General features: G+C 73.4%; 14 protein-coding genes and 1 pseudogene. 9 read left to right on the top strand and 6 right to left on the bottom strand.

Annotated features, from left to right (window positions below):
* The first annotated feature begins 5 nt into the window (after window positions 1–5).
* From ACIRQH_RS23905 to ACIRQH_RS23895, 3 genes are read left to right on the top strand one after another with little or no spacing between them, the layout of a single operon-like run.
* A complete protein-coding gene (locus ACIRQH_RS23905) occupies window positions 6–1,433 on the top strand; it encodes an MFS transporter (RefSeq protein WP_388864883.1) in 1,428 nt (475 codons plus the stop codon).
* A gap of 51 nt (window positions 1,434–1,484) precedes the next feature.
* Complete coding sequence (locus ACIRQH_RS23900) at window positions 1,485–2,024, top strand: SigE family RNA polymerase sigma factor (protein WP_358815307.1); 540 nt, start codon at window positions 1,485–1,487, stop codon at window positions 2,022–2,024.
* Window positions 2,024–2,872: a hypothetical protein gene (locus ACIRQH_RS23895; RefSeq protein WP_404227039.1), complete on the top strand. Its 849-nt coding sequence runs from the start codon at window positions 2,024–2,026 to the stop codon at window positions 2,870–2,872. The genes ACIRQH_RS23900 and ACIRQH_RS23895 overlap by 1 nt, the downstream gene beginning before the upstream one ends.
* A gap of 28 nt (window positions 2,873–2,900) precedes the next feature.
* Here the strand turns inward: ACIRQH_RS23895 and ACIRQH_RS23890 are convergent, their stop codons facing one another.
* The 4 genes from ACIRQH_RS23890 to ACIRQH_RS23875 all read right to left on the bottom strand — a co-directional run bounded on the left by ACIRQH_RS23890 (window position 2,901) and on the right by ACIRQH_RS23875 (window position 6,722).
* Window positions 2,901–3,533: a response regulator transcription factor gene (locus ACIRQH_RS23890; protein ID WP_358815354.1), complete on the bottom strand. Its 633-nt coding sequence runs from the start codon at window positions 3,531–3,533 to the stop codon at window positions 2,901–2,903.
* A 297-nt stretch (window positions 3,534–3,830) separates the two neighbouring features.
* Window positions 3,831–5,078: a sensor histidine kinase gene (locus ACIRQH_RS23885; RefSeq protein WP_404226959.1), complete on the bottom strand. Its 1,248-nt coding sequence runs from the start codon at window positions 5,076–5,078 to the stop codon at window positions 3,831–3,833.
* A 13-nt stretch (window positions 5,079–5,091) separates the two neighbouring features.
* The gene (locus ACIRQH_RS23880) at window positions 5,092–5,811 is read right to left on the bottom strand and encodes an ABC transporter permease (protein WP_404226958.1); all 720 of its coding nucleotides are present in this window, start codon (window positions 5,809–5,811) and stop codon (window positions 5,092–5,094) included.
* A complete protein-coding gene (locus ACIRQH_RS23875; protein ID WP_404226957.1) occupies window positions 5,811–6,722 on the bottom strand; it encodes an ABC transporter ATP-binding protein in 912 nt (303 codons plus the stop codon). Before ACIRQH_RS23875 ends, ACIRQH_RS23880 begins: the two co-directional genes overlap by 1 nt.
* A gap of 300 nt (window positions 6,723–7,022) precedes the next feature.
* On the opposite strand from ACIRQH_RS23875, the gene ACIRQH_RS23870 reads away from it, so the two are divergent.
* From ACIRQH_RS23870 to ACIRQH_RS23860, 3 genes are all read left to right on the top strand, one after another.
* A complete protein-coding gene (locus ACIRQH_RS23870; RefSeq protein WP_388929878.1) occupies window positions 7,023–7,880 on the top strand; it encodes a MaoC/PaaZ C-terminal domain-containing protein in 858 nt (285 codons plus the stop codon).
* Between the two features lie 52 nt (window positions 7,881–7,932).
* Window positions 7,933–9,009 carry a Zn-dependent alcohol dehydrogenase gene (locus ACIRQH_RS23865; RefSeq protein WP_355877336.1) on the top strand — a complete coding sequence of 359 codons (1,077 nt, stop codon included), beginning with the start codon at window positions 7,933–7,935 and terminating at the stop codon, window positions 9,007–9,009.
* 101 nt (window positions 9,010–9,110) lie between these two features.
* A complete protein-coding gene (locus ACIRQH_RS23860) occupies window positions 9,111–10,067 on the top strand; it encodes a 3-oxoacyl-ACP reductase (protein WP_404226956.1) in 957 nt (318 codons plus the stop codon).
* A 161-nt stretch (window positions 10,068–10,228) separates the two neighbouring features.
* On the opposite strand, the gene ACIRQH_RS23855 is transcribed toward ACIRQH_RS23860, so the two are convergent.
* Entirely contained in the window at window positions 10,229–10,408 is a 180-nt protein-coding gene (locus tag ACIRQH_RS23855; RefSeq protein ID WP_404226955.1) for a hypothetical protein, read from the bottom strand.
* A gap of 1,700 nt (window positions 10,409–12,108) precedes the next feature.
* Window positions 12,109–13,153 (bottom strand): annotated as a pseudogene (locus tag ACIRQH_RS23850) (hypothetical protein); the annotation flags it as partial.
* A gap of 275 nt (window positions 13,154–13,428) precedes the next feature.
* Here ACIRQH_RS23850 and ACIRQH_RS23845 point away from each other — a divergent pair.
* The 3 genes from ACIRQH_RS23845 to ACIRQH_RS23835 all read left to right on the top strand — a co-directional run.
* Window positions 13,429–14,280 carry a Nif3-like dinuclear metal center hexameric protein gene (locus ACIRQH_RS23845; RefSeq protein WP_388864896.1) on the top strand — a complete coding sequence of 284 codons (852 nt, stop codon included), beginning with the start codon at window positions 13,429–13,431 and terminating at the stop codon, window positions 14,278–14,280.
* Window positions 14,277–15,020: a zinc ribbon domain-containing protein gene (locus ACIRQH_RS23840; protein ID WP_404227038.1), complete on the top strand. Its 744-nt coding sequence runs from the start codon at window positions 14,277–14,279 to the stop codon at window positions 15,018–15,020. Before ACIRQH_RS23845 ends, ACIRQH_RS23840 begins: the two co-directional genes overlap by 4 nt.
* A gap of 20 nt (window positions 15,021–15,040) precedes the next feature.
* On the top strand, window positions 15,041–15,602 hold a 562-nt coding region (locus ACIRQH_RS23835), incomplete at its 3' end, for a reverse transcriptase-like protein (protein ID WP_404226954.1).

Here is a 15,602-nt window from a genome sequence, read left to right as displayed (position 1 = left end):
AGAGCATGACATCCATGCTCCGAGCCGCTGAAGACACCCGCATATCCGCACCGGCCGCGCCGCCCACCTGGGTGGTGGTCGCGCTCGCCTGCGCCGGACAGTTCCTCGTCGTCCTCGACGTGTCCGTGGTCAACGTGGCGCTGCCGTCCATGCGGGCCGACCTCGGGCTGAGCGCGCCGGGGCTGCAGTGGGTGGTGAACGCCTACTCGATCGCCTTCGCCGGGTTCATGCTGCTCGGCGGCCGGGCCGGGGACCTGTACGGCCGCAAGCGGATGTTCCTGGTCGGGCTCTCCCTCTTCACCCTCGCCTCGGTCGGCGGAGGTCTCGCACAGGAGGGCCCGCAGCTCCTGGCGGCGCGGGCCGTGCAGGGGCTCGGGGCCGCCGTGCTCGCCCCCTCGACGCTGACGATCCTGACGTCCGCCGTCCCGGCGGGCGCCGCACGCGCGCGGGCCATCGCCACCTGGACGGCCGTGGGGGCCGGCGGCGGCGCCGCGGGCGGGCTCGTCGGCGGGCTGCTGGTCGACGGACTGTCCTGGCGCTGGGTCCTGCTCATCAACGTGCCCGTCGGCGCCGTGGTCCTGGCCGTCGCCGCCCGCCGGCTGGTGGAGAGCCGGGCCGGGAACGGGCGGGGCCCGGACCTGCCGGGCGCGCTCCTCGTGACGGCCGGTCTCGCCACCCTCGCCTACGGGATCGTGCAGACGGAGGCCGAGGGGTGGACCTCGGCGGCGACCCTGGTGCCGCTCTGCACCGGACTGGTCCTCATCGGCGCCTTCCTGGCCGTCGAGGCGCGGACCGGAGCACCCCTGATGCCGCTGGCGCTGCTGCGGGTGCGCTCGGTGTCCTCGGCGAACGCGGCGATGTTCGTCAACGGCTCGGCCATGTTCTGCATGTGGTTCTTCATGACCCTCTACGCGCAGAACGTCCTCGGCTACTCGCCCCTCGGCGCCGGCCTCGCCCTGATGCCCAGCTCCCTCGCGGTGGTCCTCGGCTCGAAACTCGCACCCCGGCTGATGCCGGTGGCCGGACCGCGCACCGTGGCCGTCCTCGGCACCCTGCTCGCCGCGGCCGGCTTCGGATGGCAGTCCACGATGACGGCGGACGGCACCTACCTGACGGCGATCATGTTTCCGGGGATCCTGATGATGGCGGGCGCCGGTCTGGCGCAGACCCCCCTCGCGACCCTCGCCACCTCCGGCGCGACCCCGCAGGACGCGGGCCTGGTCTCGGGACTGGTCAACACCTCGCGCGTGATGGGCGGTTCGCTGGGCCTCGCCGTCATGTCCACCATCGCCGCGGCGCGCACGGCGGACAGCGCCTCCGCCGAGTCCCTCACCGCCGGCTACGCCCTGGCCTTCCGCACCAGCGCCGCCCTGCTGCTGGCAGGCGCGGCCCTGATGCTCGTATGGCTGCCACGGAGAACGTCACGGGGATGAGGCAACGGGATCGGCCCCTCGTGGACTCCTTCACGCATCGAGGAGGTGTTCATGGGGGATCGGAAGCAGTCCCGGGACGAGGAGTTCCACCGTTTCGTCCTCGGCCGCTGGCCGCGGCTGATGCGTACGGCGTTTCTCCTGACCGGGGAGCAGCACGCCGCTGAGGACCTGGTCCAGACGACGCTGGAGCAGGTGTACGTCGCCTGGCGCAGGATCGCCGCGGCGGACGAACCGGAGGCGTACGTACGGCGCGTGATGATCAACGCACACGCGCGCAGACACCGCAGGAAGCTCAAGGAGTTCCTCGCGCCGAGGGACGACTCGGGCCTGACACGCGAGGTCCCCGACCGCGGGGACCCGATCGCGCGGGCCGACGACCGCGGCGCTCTGCTCACCGCACTCGCCCAACTGCCCCCGCGGCAGCGGGAGGCGGTGGTCCTGCGCTACTGGGAGGACCTGAGCGAGATCCAGACGGCCGCGGCGATGGGCTGCTCGGTCGGCGCGGTGAAGAGCAACACGGCCAAGGGAATCGCGAAACTCCGTGTCGTACCGGGCCTGGCCGACATGGTGACCTACGGAGGGCGGGCGTGATGGGCGCGGACCGGGAGACGAACCACGACATGGCGGCGGACAGGGACTTCGCCCTCCTGCTCGCGGAAGCGGCCGACGGGGTCAGGATCGGCGCCGTCCCGTACCAGGAGCTGGTGCGCGGTGGACGCCGGCGCCGGGCACGCCGCTGGGCCCTGGTCGCGGCGGCGGCCCTCGTCGTCGCCGGTTCCACGGGAACGCTGGCCCTGGCCGGAGGGACGGTCGGCGAAGGACGCCGGGTCGTGCCGGCCGCGACCGCCCCGGCGGCACCGGACTCCCGGCAGGTCGACAAGCCGCGGAGCACGGCCGTGGCGCGCGGGACCGACCACGGCGAGGACTGGACCGTGGAGGCCCTGGTGTGGGGGGCGCCGCGGAACGCGTCCGAGGCGCGCGCCCAGTTGAACACGATGCGGGCGTACGGCCTCGCGCCCACCGGCGTCCACGCCCCCTCGGACCTGGTCGGCAAGGGCTGGTACTACGGCCGTCTGATGCGGGACGGCGGGACGGTGGCGACGTTCATGAACGCGCCGGTGGAGAAGGGAGGCATGCCCGCCGACGGGCGGGTCGAGAGCACCTCGACGCTGCTGGCCCCGGACGCCGCGGACGGCTCCCGGCGACTCGTCGTCGGCCGGGTCGCTCCATCCGCGACGGAGGTCACCTGCACCTGGGACGACGGCACGAAGGTCGAGGCCGCGCCGGCCGCTCCGGGCACGGGTCTCGTCGGCGGCTTCGAGGACCTGGTCCGGCCGGTGGACGGGTCGCGGGCGAACTGGTTCACGTGCGTGGCACCGAAGGGCGCGGACTACCGCTCGGGGGTGGCGAAGGTGACGAAGGTGGCGGAGCGGTCCTGAGGACCGGTCGCCCTGCCGGCCGTCCGCGCTACAGCCACCCCTGCTGGCGCGCCTCGCGCATCGCCTCCATGCGGTTGCGGGTGCCCGTCTTGCCGATGGCGGAGGAGAGGTAGTTGCGGACGGTCGACTCCGAGAGATGGACACGGGCGGCGATGTCCGCGACCGTCGCGCCGTCGGCCGACGCCTTCAGGACGTCGCACTCGCGCGGGGTGAGCGGACTGGGCCCCGCGCTGAGCGCGGCGGCGGCGAGCGCCGGGTCGATGACGGTCTCGCCGGTCAGCACCCGGCGGACCGCCTGCGCCAGTTCCTCCACGGGCCCGTCCTTGACGAGGAACCCGGCCGCACCGGCCTCCATGGCCCGCCGCAGATAGCCGGGGCGGCCGAAGGTGGTGAGGATCAGCACCCGGCAGTCCGGCGCCTCCTCGCGCAGTGCGGCGGCGGCGTCCAGCCCGCTCATCCCGGGCAACTCGATGTCCAGCAGGGCCACATCGGGCCGGCTGACGAGCGCGGTGTCCACGATCTCGTCGCCCGCGGAGACCTGGGCGACCACCTCGATGTCCGGTTCCATCCCGAGGAGCAGGGCGAGCGCCCCGCGCATCATCCCCTGGTCCTCGGCGAGCAGCACGCGGATGGACTTGGCGGGGCGGTGGTCCCGGGGCATCTCGTTCACGGGCCAAGGGTAGGCGGCGGCGACCGCCACCGGCCGGCCATCGGCCCTTCCCCGGTGGGCCCGCGCGGCGACGCCGGCCGCGCAGGCCCGCCCACCGCAGCGGGCCGCCCACCGCAGCGGGCCGCCCACCGCAGCGGGCCGCCCACCGCAGCGGGCCGCCCACCGCAGCGGACCGCCCGGTTCCGGGCCCGGCATCGCCGCTCTCTCGGGCGACCGGCCCCCGTACGGTCGTCGCCGCCGGCCCGGCGTCACCCGGCGCGCACCCTCGGCGCCGAGGCCCCGCACGCCCTAGCCGGGTATCCCCGTCAAGTTCACCGCCTCCACCGGCAGTTCGGCTCTCACCCGGAAACCTCCGCGGGGCGTCCGGCCCGCTTCCAGGGAGCCGCCCGCCGCGCCGAGACGCTCGGTGAGGCCCTTGAGGCCGGTGCCGCCGCCCGCTTCGGGCGTGGCCCGGGCGGCTTCGGTGCCGTTGTCCGAGACGGTCAGGCGGACCAGGTCCGGGGTGCCGTCGACGGTGATCTCGCAGCCGGTCGCGTCACTGTGGCGCACGATGTTCGTGACGGCCTCCCGCAGCACCCAGCCGAGCAGGGCCTCGGTCTGCGGGACGAGCGGCGGCCCGGACTGCCGTACGACCGGCTCCACCCGTGCCGCGGACAGCGCCGAGCGGGCGCGGTCCAGCTCCGTGGCGAGGCTGCCCTCCCGATAGCCGGTCACCGCCTCGCGGATCTCCGTGAGGGCCTGCCGGCCCACCGACTCGATGTCCGTGACCTGCACGAGCGCCGCGTCCAGGTCACGCGGGGCCAGCCGGCGGGCCGCCTCCGACTTCACCACGATCACGGACAGCGTGTGCCCGAGCAGGTCGTGCAGGTCCCGGGAGAAGCGCATCCGCTCCTTCTCGACCGCCTGCCTGGCCAACTCCTCACGCGCCGACCGCAGTTCACGCACCGCCTCGGAGAGGGAGAGGATCGCCGCAGTCACCATCGTCGAGAGGAACGTGCCGTACGCGACGTTCACCGCGTCCCAGCCCGCCCGGACGGACGACACCACCGCGGCGAGCAGGGTCAGGGCGAGGCCCGCCCTCCCGAGCCACGGACCGCGCAGCACCGCCCCGGTGGCCAGCCCGAGCAGTGGGAAGAAGTACAGCCAGCTCCCGCCGTACCCGATGGCCAGCCCGCAGGTGATGAAGCCCATCACGACGAGCGCCACCCGCGTGGAACGGGACTCCCGCTTGTCCTTCACGAACGCCCGGAAGGTCACGTAGATGTACAGCGAGTTGAAGGCGAACAGGCCCACGGCGCCGATCCACGGCTGTGCCGTCCTGCCCTGGAGCAGGTTCGAGAAGGAGCCCAGCCCCATCAGCAGCCACGGCAGCAGCGCGAAGCCGGTGGGCGGCGGGCCCGGGTTCTCGGGCATCTTCTCGCCGTTGCGGCGGGCCGCCCGCCGGTCGGCCTTGTACCGCTCCATGCCGGCCTTCCAGTCGGCTCGCTCCGCCCGCCACGCCTGCACCTGACAGGTGAGGCCTCTCATCAAGGACATGTCCGCTCCCCGTTCAGACGGTTCGTGCGGAACGACGGTACGAGACGACGGCGTACGAGCCGAAGGCCAGCAGCCAGGCCGTCAGCACCGCCACCGCGACGAGCGACGGCGCACGGCCCTCCGTGACCGACACACCGAGCTCCCCGAACCGGTTCGTGGGCGTGTACGCCGCGACGGAACGCAGCCAGCCGGGAAAGAGGGCGAGCGGGAACCACAGCCCGCCGACCACCGACAGTCCCAGGTTGCACACCATGTTCGCGACGCCCGTGGTCTGCGCGGTCAGACGGTAGCCGTTGCCGAGGCCCAGCAGGGTGAAAGGGACCGAGCCGACCCACAGCAGCACGGCGGTCGCCGCCCACTGCCAGACGTCCAGCCGTACGCCGTTGACCAGTCCGCCGGCCGCCAGCACCGCCACGATCGCCGGCAGCACCGTCACCGAACCGGTCAGCGCCCGCCCGAGCACCACCTGGCGCGACGTCATCGGCGTGACCCGCAACTGCCGCAGCCAGCCGGTCACCTTGTCCTCGGCGACGCCGCCCCCGGTGTTGAGCGCCGAGCCCACCGCGCCGTACGCGGCCATGCCCACCATCGACGCCGTCTTCCACGTGCCGTCGTCCCCGCCGCCCAGGTTGGTGAACAGCAGGTACATCATCACCGGCATCGCCACGCCGCCGATCACGAAGCCGGTGTCGCGCAGCGTCCGGCGCACTTCGAGCCGCAGGTAGTCGAGCATCACACCGTCTCCAGAGCGTGCGAGGTGAGGGCAAGGAAGGCGTCGTCCAGCGACGCGGGGGCGACCTCGAGGCCGCGTATCGCACCCAGTGCGGCCAGTGCGATCACCGTCGCGTCCGGATCGTCCGTGCGCAGCCGGACCCTGTCCCCGCGCACCTCCACGGCCACCACGCCGGGCAGCAGCGCCAGACCGTCGGCGCCTCGCCCGGCCAGGTCGAACGCGACCAGGCCGCCGCCCGCCGAGCGCCTCAGCTCCTCCCCGGTCCCGTCCGCGACGACCCGCCCCCGGTCGAGGACGACGATCCGGTCGGCGTGCGCGTCGGCCTCCTCCAGGTAGTGCGTGGAGAAGAGCACGGTGTGGCCGCGCAGCGCGTAGGCCCGCATGGACTCCCAGAACGCGTGCCGCGCCTCCACGTCCAGCGCGGCCGTCGGCTCGTCGAGGACGATCAGCGCGGGGTCCCCGGCGAGCGCCATCGCGAACCGCACCCGCTGCGCCTGGCCGCCGGACAGCCGGTCCACCCGCCGCCCCGCCAGCTCCTCGACGCCGGCGAGCCGCAGCGTCTCGGTCACCGGGAGCGGCGCGGGATAGCGGCCCGCCACGAAGGAGACCAGCTCCCGGACGGTGACGCGCGACACCGGCCGGGTGTCCTGGAGCATCGCCCCCACACGGCCGGCCCGCACCGACGCCTCGGGCCGGCCACCGAACAGCGCGACCGAGCCGCCGTCCGGTTCGTTCAGGCCGAGCAGCAGCGAGATCGCCGTCGACTTGCCCGCGCCGTTGCGCCCCAGCAGCGCCACCGTCTCACCGCGCGCCACGTCCAGGTCGATGCCGGCCACCGCGCGCACCGCGCCGAACGTCTTGACCGCCCCCGTGAAGGACACGGCCGGTGGTGCCCCCGTCGTCTGTGTCATGACAACGACGCTAGGGGTCAGGCGAAGCCACCGACAGATGCAGTTGTCAGCAGTCCGCCGGGACAAATGTCACGGTCGCCGCGGAGTGGGCCCGTCACCCCCGGCGGGCCCACGCCACGACTCGATCTGACATACCGTCAGGAGTCTTCACAAGTGCTGGGCGCTGGGCTATACAGGGGTTCGCCGGACTGGAACGCGTTCTAGAACGGGCGGGTTCCCCGGCCCCGGTGTCGACCTCGGTGCGGCCGACGGTGCGGACGGCCGCACCGAGGTCTTTCGCGCAGTCGAGTCAGGAGCCCCATGCCCATTGACGCCGCCAAGGCCGTCGCCGCCGAACCGCGGACCGGCGAGATCGCCTGGAACCACAAGGACGTCCAGCTCTACCACCTCGGCCTCGGCGCGGGCGTTCCCGCGACCGACCTCGACGAGCTGCGCTACACCCTCGAATCCAGGCTGCACGTCCTGCCGAGCTTCGCCACCGTGGCGGGCGCCGGCTCACCGGGCGTGATCAGCGGTCTCTCCATGCCCGGCGTCGACGTCGACCTCGCCCGCGTGCTGCACGGCGGCCAGACCGTCCGGCTGCACCGCCCGATCCCCGCCGAGGGCACGGCGACCGCCACCGGCCGGATCGCCGCGGTCTACGACAAGGGCAAGGCCGCCGTCCTCGTCATGCGCACCGAAGTGGCCGACGCCGAAGGCCCCTTGTGGACGAACGACGCCCAGATCTTCGTACGGGGCGAAGGCGGCTGGGGCGGCGACCGCGGCCCCTCCACCCGCCTCGAAGCGCCGGCCGGTGAACCCGACCGGACCGTCGAACGCCCGGTCCGTGAGGACCAGGCGCTCCTCTACCGTCTCTCCGGCGACTGGAACCCGCTGCACGCCGACCCCGAGTTCGCCAAGCTCGCCGGGTTCGACCGGCCGATCCTGCACGGGCTGTGCACGTACGGCATGACGCTCAAGGCCGTCGTCGACACCCTCCTCGGCGGCGACGTGACCCGCGTCCGCTCGTACACCACACGCTTCGCAGGCGTCGTCTTCCCCGGCGAGACCCTGCGCATCCGGATGTGGCGCCACGACGGCGCGGTCCGGGTGGCGGTGAGCGCGGCCGAACGGGACGACGCGCCGGTCCTCGCCGACACCACCGTCGAACACACCTGACCGCCGTACTCACGTGACCCGTCGCACGAACCATCCCGAGGGGAGCCGCACCATGCGCGCAGCCGTACTGCACGAGATAGGCCAGGACAAGCTCGAAGTCCTCGACGACGTCGAGGCGGTGGGCTTCGGGCCCGGAAAGGTGCGCATCCGCGTCCGCGCCACCGGGCTGTGCCACTCGGACCTGTCCGCGATGAACGGCGTGCTGCCGCAGCCCGCGCCGTTCGTCCCCGGCCACGAGGGCGCCGGGGAGATCATCGAAGTCGGCGACGGGGTAGGGCACCTGAAGGCCGGCGACCGGGTCGTCGTCTGCTGGCTGCCCGCCTGCGGCGCCTGTCCGGCGTGCAAGCGCGGCCAGACCGAGCTGTGCCTGGCCGGCTTCATGAACGCGGGCACCCCCAACTTCAGGCGCCCCGGCGGCGACGTCTTCGGCTTCGCCGGCACCGGCACCTTCACCGAGGAGGTCGTCGTCGACGCGGGCTGCGCCGTCCCGATCCCCGACGACGTGCCCTTCGACATCGCCGCCCTGATCGGCTGCGGCGTCACCACCGGACTCGGCGCCGCCCTCAACACCGCCGACGTGGAAGCCGGTTCGTCGGTCGCCGTCATCGGCTGCGGAGGCGTCGGCATCTCCGCGATCCAGGGCGCCCGCCTCAAGGGAGCCGCCGAGATCGTCGCCGTCGACCCGGTCGCCTCACGCCGCGAGGCCGCCCTCCGCTTCGGCGCCACCAAGGCCGTGTCGCCCGAGGAACTCGGCGACGCCAAACAGTCGGTGACCGCGGGTGAGGGCTTCGACTACGTCTTCGAGGTCGTCGGCAGGTCCGCCACCGCCCGCACCGCCTACGACCACACCCGTCGCGGCGGCACGCTCGTCGTCGTCGGGGCGGGCGCCATGGACGACTTCCTCCAGCTCAACATGTTCGAGCTGTTCTTCGACGAGAAGCGCATCCTGCCCTCCATGTACGGCGGCGGCGACGTCCTGCGCTCCTACGAACGCACCATCGCCCTGTGGCGCGCGGGACGCATCGACCTGGAGAGCCTGATCACCCACCGGGTACCGCTCGCGGGGATCAACGAGGCCCTCGACCAGATGCGTTCGGGCACCGCACTGCGGACGTGCATCGAGATCTGACCGCTCCGAGACCGCCGAGGGCCCGCTGAGCACGAGGGGGGCGAGAGGTCCCGCGGGACACCGCCCTCCGAGGCCCTCCACGACAACCGCTAAGGACCCTCATGTCACTGCCACTTGACGGGCTGACCGCGATCGTCACCGGCGCGGGCCGCGGCCTCGGCCGGGCCGAGGCACGGGAACTCGGACGGCTCGGCGCGGCCGTCGTCGTCAACGACTTCGGACAGTCCGGACGGGACGGTTCGGGCGAGGCCTCGGCCACCCCCGCGGAACAGGTCGCCGCGGAGATCCGCGCCGCGGGCGGCCGGGCCCTCGCCCACACCGGGGACGTGGCCGACCACGAACAGGCACGCGAGCTCGTCGAGTCGGCCGTCACCGAGTTCGGGAAACTGGACATCCTCGTCAACAACGCGGGCATCCTGCGCGACCGCATGGTCTTCTCGATGACCGAGGACGAGTGGGACTCCGTCATCAGGGTCCATCTCAAAGGACACTTCAACACCACCCACTTCGCCTCGGCGCACTGGCGGACCCGCTCCAAGGCCACCGGCGCGCCGGTGTACGGGCGGATCGTGAACACCTCCTCGGAGGCCTTCCTCGCCGGATCGGCGGGGCAGCCCAACTACGCGGCGGCGAAGGGCGGGATCGTCGGGCTGACGACCTCGACGGCCCTGGCACTCGCCAAGTACGGCGTCACGGCCAACGTCATCTGCCCGCGCGCCCGGACCCGTATGACCGAGGACGTCTTCGCCGGATTCGGGCGGCCGGACGAGGGACTGGACCCGCTCGCGCCCGAGCACGTCGCCCCGATCGTCGGCTATCTGGCCTCGCCCGCCGCCGCGGACGTCAACGGACAGCTCCTCGTGGTGCACGGCGGCATGGTCGCCGTCGTCGAACGCCCGCGGGTGGCCGCCCGGTTCGACAGCAAGCAGGACACCTTCAGCCACGACGAACTCGACGCGCTGCTCACCCCGTACTACGCGGACCGGCCGCGTGGCGAGACGTTCGCCGCGGCCGAGGTGCTGGGCCTCAAGAGGGACCGGGACGGCACCGCTCGCTGATCGGTGCCGCCACGCGTCGGCGATCGCACGGCCCGACGGCCCCCACGCACACGTACCAGGCGCACGGACGCGGACAAGGACGCGGAACGGCCCCGCTCGTCATGGTGCGAGCGGGGCCGAGTGCCGTCGGATCGTCGAAGCGACGAGGACCGTCGGAGCCGTCAGATCGTCATGCCGGACTGGCCGGACTGGCCGGACGGCTTGCGGTGACGCCCCTGGGGGCTCGCCTCGTCGTCGTGGCCGGAGACCGGTCCACGGTGCTTGCCGTGGCCCTCCGACCGGGCCGTCGACGTCTCGTGGACGTTCGAGCCCCGCGTTTCCGTAGTGCTGGTGTCGTTCATTGAAGTGTTCACCCCGTATGCAAGATCCTTCTTTTCAGCCGGGGGAGTCTAACGTGCCGTCATCGACCGGGTGGCGGAGGGTGACGTTTCTTCATCCTCTCCGCCCCTTTCCTCCCCGCCTCCGGGAGCAACCGCCGCCGGATCCCCGGGTGCGGCTGCGACCGGGCTTCCGGCAACGGCCGCGATCGGGCCGAGGGCGGCGGGCAGCATGCCCTCTCCTCCCGAGCCCTCTCCCTCGGTGACCGGCCCGACAGGCATGGGCGGGCCGGCGTGCAGCGGGCGGCGGTGGGTCGGGGGCGTGCGACGGGCGGGGGTGTCCTGGTGTTCGGGACGGTCCGGTGACGCCGTACGTTCGGGGCTCTCGGGGCTCCGCTCCGCGTGGTGCGCGGGTGCCTGAGGGTGAGCCGGATGCGCGTCGCCCCACGGCTGCTCGGGCGGGAGGCCCTCGGACTCGAAGCTCCGCAGCGGCGTCTGCCCCCGGAACTTGGTGAAGTCCGTGAAGCTCCCGGGGCCGGGGGAGTCCGCGATCTTCGTGAAACCTGTGAACTCCGGCGCGCCTGCGATCCGGGCGGGACCGGGGGTCTGCTGGTGGTCCGGGAGGGGGACCGAAGCGAGGGGCCGCTGGTGGTCGGGGAGCTGGGTGGGAACGGGGTACTGCCGAGCGTCGGGGAGTTGCGGGGAGGCGGGGAGCTGCCGAGTGTCGGGGAGTTGCGGGGAGGCGGGGAGCTGCGGGGGGCCGCTGAACTCCGGCTGTTCCACCGGTAGTTCACCTTCGCCGAAGTCCGGCAGTGTCGACGGTAGGTGGCCGCCACCGAACTCCGGCTGTTCCACCGGTAGTTCACCTTCGCCGAAGTCCGGCAGTGTCGACGGTAGGTGGCCGCCACCGAACTCCGGCTGCGTCGGCGAGAGTTGACCGCCACCGAACTCCGGCTGCGGCGAAAGGAGTTCATCGTCACCGAACCGCGGCTGCGTCGACGAGAGTTGACCGGCATCGATCTCCCGGTGCGTCACCGGTAGTTGGCCTCCGCCGAAGCCCGGTCGCTCCAGCGGCGGTTCGGCTCCGCCGCCCGTGACGAACGCCGGGCGCACCTCGATCTCGCGGGGCAGTGCCGCGATGAACCCGGCACCGAGACTTCTGCCGGGCGGGGGCGTCGCGGCGACCTTGGTCCAGAGACCCGGCCTGGGCCGACGGGGTTCCGCCGGCTCGGGGGTGACCGGCGCTGCGTGCCGCTCCGGTTCGACCGGCCCGGCGTCGGCGTCGGCGGTGCCGTACGGAGCCGGGGCGCGCTGGGCCCCGACCGTCCCGACCGGTGCGGCGTGGAGATGCGGGCCCGTACGCGGCGCCTCCGCTGTGGGTACCCCCGAGACCGGCGTCCCCGCGATCGGGGCCTCCGCACTTGGTGTCTCCGCACTCGGCGTCTCCGCGCGCCGGGGTTCCGGGGCCGCGGCGTTCTGGCGTACCCCGGCGGCCGGGATCGCGGGGCCGGCGCCGGCACGCGAGGGCTGCGGGGTGACGTCCGCGTGCCGGGCCGGGTGGGCCGAGACGGTGCGGACCACCGGCCCGGCGCTCACCGCCGGGTTCCGGGAGGTGGTCAACCGGCCGTTCAGGGAGGCCTGTTGAAGGGGAACCGGCCGAGGCGCGGGGCGCTCGGAGGGAGCCGGGTCCCCCCGGTCCGGCTCCCTCGCCCCCGTGGACACCTGCAGCCGGGCGACACCGCACGGCACGCCCCCGTTCGCGTACGGCAGTTGAAGCGCGCCCTCCCGGGTCCACAGCCCCGTGCCCGCCAGCCAGCCCTCGGGCGCGGGCCGGTGGTCGATCCGGCGTTCGGACGGGCGCCACATGCCCACCCAGGTGCCGCCCGGACCGTCGATGCGCAGGGCGACCGCGCACGTCTCCGGGGTCAGCACCTGGCCCGGCTGGATGGCGAACGGCGTGATCGAGCAGCCCGTCGCCGTCAGGCACTCCGGGAAGCGGACCGGCAGCGTGCTGCCGAGCACCCCCCAGCCGAGCCGCTCCCGGCCGGGCGAGGGGGCGTCGGAGCGGATCAGCAGAAGTCCGCTGTCCGCGTCCGCGAGGAGCAGCCGGTCGTTGCTGCGCTCGGCGATCTGGAGGAGCGGCGAGACCTCTCCGCCGCGCTCCAGGTCGACGACGACGGTCTTGGTGCGGCCGCCGTGGAAGCGGTCCAGCGCGAGCAGCCGGCCCGTGCCGTCCAGCCACACCCCTCCCGAGCAGTGGCCCGGGACCTCGGCGAGATGCTCGGGGCCGAACGCGCCGCCCGCGACCAGCCACACCGCCGTGGACCCCCGTCCCACGGCGAGCGCGTAGGCCCGCTCCCCGTCCGGCGCGGGCGGCAGCAGCCGCAGCCGGGTGCCCGGGTCGGGGCACTCGACCGCCCCGAGCGGCAGCTCACCGGTGCCCGGCCCGGTGGGGTACAGGAGCGAGAACGTGTGCCGCCCGTCGGCGATCCGATGGATCAGCACCCTCCCGTCCGTCAGCGGCAGCACCTCGGTGCCGGGCTCCTCCGGCTGGTGGGCGGGCAGCGGCACGGCGTACGGCTCCGGCCCGTCCAGCGTCCAGCGCTCCGGGTACCAGGACTCGCCGTCGCTGGTCAGCCGCGCCCCGTAGGTCCCGTCCGCGGTGATGACACAGGCGGGCGGAGCGGCCCACCCACTCGCGACGTCGTCGTCCCCGTCGCCCATCCCACCCTCGCTCGCCACCACGGGCTCCGTCGCACCGGCCGTCATCGTTCGGTCACCTCCGGCGACGAAGCTAGTTTTCGCACGCACAGACGGGGGACCGACGGGCTGCGGCTTCACACATAAGGGTGGCCATGTCGGGATTCGCCTGAGGGAACGGGGGCGGATGTGCTGAACGGCGGGGGAGGGGAGGGGCGAACGCGTCCGGCGACGGGGGCGGACGGAGCCGCTGCGGGGGCCGCCGGGGACGATCGGCCGCCCGTGCACCGGCCCGGCGGTCCGCGGCCGGTCGGAGAGGCACCCGGGCCAGGTAGCCTTTCCCCGTGCCCCGTCTGTCTGAAGTCATCGCCGCGCTCGAATCCCTCTGGCCTCCTCAGCAGGCCGAGAGCTGGGACGCGGTCGGCACCGTCTGCGGCGATCCGGACCAGGACGTCACGCGCGTGCTGTTCGCCGTCGACCCGGTCCAGGACATCGTCGACGAGGCGGTGAAGCTGGGCGCCGACCTGCTGGTCACGCACCACCCGCTCTATCTGCGCGGTACGACGACCGTGGCGGCGGGCACCTTCAAGGGCCGCGTCGTGCACACCCTGATCAAGAACGACATCGCGCTGCACGTCGCCCACACCAACGCCGACCGTGCCGACCCGGGCGTCAGCGACGCCCTCGCCGGAGCGCTGGACCTGCGGGTCCTGCGACCCCTCGTGCCCGACCCCACGGACCCGGAGGGACGCCGGGGCCTCGGCCGCGTGTGTGAACTGGACCACCCGCTGACCGTGCGCGAGCTCGCGGCGCGGGCCGCCGAGCGGCTGCCCGCCACCGCGCAGGGCATCCGCGTCGCGGGCGACCCCGAGGCGCTGGTGCGCACCGTCGCCGTCAGCGGCGGCTCGGGCGACAGCCTCTTCGACGACGTACGCGCCGCGGGTGTGGACGCCTTCCTCACGGCGGACCTGCGCCACCACCCCGTCTCCGAGGCGCGCGCCCACAGTCCTCTCGCGCTGTTCGACGCGGCGCACTGGGCCACCGAGTGGCCCTGGTGCGAGCTGGCCGCAGCCCAGCTCGACGAGATCTCCGACCGGAAGGGATGGGGACTGCGCGTCCACGTCTCCCGGACGGTCACCGACCCCTGGACCGCTCACGCGGCCTCTCACAACGACACATCAGGAGCCCCCAACTGAACGCCGAGCCCGCCGACCAGATCCGACTTCTCGACGTCCAGGCATTCGACGCCCGCCTGCAGCAGCTCGCGCACCGGCGGAGGTCGCTTCCCGAGCACGCCGAGATCGAGTCGCTGAACAAGGACCTCACCCAGCTGCGCGACCTGCTCGTCGCCGCGCAGACCGAGGACAGCGACTGCGCCCGCGAGCAGACCAAGGCCGAGCAGGACGTGGACCAGGTGCGCCAGCGCGCCGTCCGCGACCAGCAGCGCCTCGACTCGGGTGCCGCCACCTCCCCCAAGGACCTGGAGAACCTCCAGCGCGAGATCACCTCCCTCGCCAAGCGCCAGGGCGACCTGGAGGACGTGGTCCTGGAGGTCATGGAGCGCCGTGAGTCCGCGCAGGAGCGGGTCGCCGAGCTGACCGAGCGCGACGCGTCCGTCCAGTCGAAGATCGACGACGCGACCGGTCGGCGCGACGCGGCGTTCGAGCAGTTCGACACCGAGGCCGCCACGGTGGCCAAGGAGCGCGCGGTCGTCGCGGCCAGCATGCCCGCCGATCTGCTCAAGCTCTACGACAAGCTGCGCGAGCAGCAGGGTGGCGTCGGTGCCGCCCGGCTGTACCAGCGCCGCTGCGAGGGCTGCCGCCTGGAGCTCAACATCACCGAGGTCAACGAGGTGAAGGCGGCGTCCCCCAGTACCGTGCTGCGCTGCGAGAACTGCCGTCGCATCCTGGTGCGTACGTCCGAGTCCGGTCTGTAGACAGTCAGGGAGTCCGGCGCGTGCGGGAGTTCATCGTCGAGGCCGACGGAGGTTCCCGGGGCAACCCGGGGCCCGCGGGCTACGGGTGCGTGGTGATCGACGCGGTCACGGGGGAGACGCTGGTGGAGCGCGCCGAGTACATCGGGGTCGCCACCAACAACGTCGCGGAGTACCGCGGCCTGGTCGCCGGACTGCGGGCGGCCCGCGACCTCGATCCCGCCGCGCGGGTCCGGGTCCGGATGGACTCCAAGCTGGTCGTCGAGCAGATGTCCGGCCGCTGGCAGATCAAGCACCCCGACATGAGGCCGCTGGCCGCGGAGGCGGGCCGGATCCTTCCGCGCTCGCAGGTGACCTACCAGTGGATCCCCCGCGAGCAGAACAAGCACGCGGACCGCCTCGCCAACGAGGCGATGGACGCCGGCAGGCGCGGCGAATCCTGGACCCCGGCCGGAACCGAAGGCGCGAGCACGGAGGCGCCCGTCAAGGGGCGCGGGGACCGGCGCGACGAGCCACAGCCGAGTGGCGGCCGGACGACGGCCGAGGGCCCCACCTCGTCACCCGGTGGCGAACCCGCGGGCACGG

The sequence above is a fragment of the Streptomyces sp. NPDC102279 genome, from assembly GCF_044766365.1.
Lineage (GTDB): Bacteria > Actinomycetota > Actinomycetes > Streptomycetales > Streptomycetaceae > Streptomyces.
The sequence above is the reverse complement of the archived record's forward strand: the minus strand, read 5'-3'. Positions and strand labels throughout refer to the sequence as shown.

Coding starts and splice junctions, on each gene's coding strand:
- ACIRQH_RS23900 (WP_358815307.1), top strand. CDS start 1,485: ATGGGGGATCGGAAGCAGTCCCGGGACGAGGAGTTCCACCGTTTCGTC.
- ACIRQH_RS23880 (WP_404226958.1), bottom strand. CDS start 5,811: ATGCTCGACTACCTGCGGCTCGAAGTGCGCCGGACGCTGCGCGACACC.
- ACIRQH_RS23875 (WP_404226957.1), bottom strand. CDS start 6,722: ATGACACAGACGACGGGGGCACCACCGGCCGTGTCCTTCACGGGGGCG.
- ACIRQH_RS23860 (WP_404226956.1), top strand. CDS start 9,111: ATGTCACTGCCACTTGACGGGCTGACCGCGATCGTCACCGGCGCGGGC.
- ACIRQH_RS23865 (WP_355877336.1), top strand. CDS start 7,933: ATGCGCGCAGCCGTACTGCACGAGATAGGCCAGGACAAGCTCGAAGTC.
- ACIRQH_RS23885 (WP_404226959.1), bottom strand. CDS start 5,078: ATGTCCTTGATGAGAGGCCTCACCTGTCAGGTGCAGGCGTGGCGGGCG.
- ACIRQH_RS23905 (WP_388864883.1), top strand. CDS start 6: ATGACATCCATGCTCCGAGCCGCTGAAGACACCCGCATATCCGCACCG.
- ACIRQH_RS23855 (WP_404226955.1), bottom strand. CDS start 10,408: ATGAACGACACCAGCACTACGGAAACGCGGGGCTCGAACGTCCACGAG.
- ACIRQH_RS23890 (WP_358815354.1), bottom strand. CDS start 3,533: ATGCCCCGGGACCACCGCCCCGCCAAGTCCATCCGCGTGCTGCTCGCC.
- ACIRQH_RS23870 (WP_388929878.1), top strand. CDS start 7,023: ATGCCCATTGACGCCGCCAAGGCCGTCGCCGCCGAACCGCGGACCGGC.
- ACIRQH_RS23895 (WP_404227039.1), top strand. CDS start 2,024: ATGGGCGCGGACCGGGAGACGAACCACGACATGGCGGCGGACAGGGAC.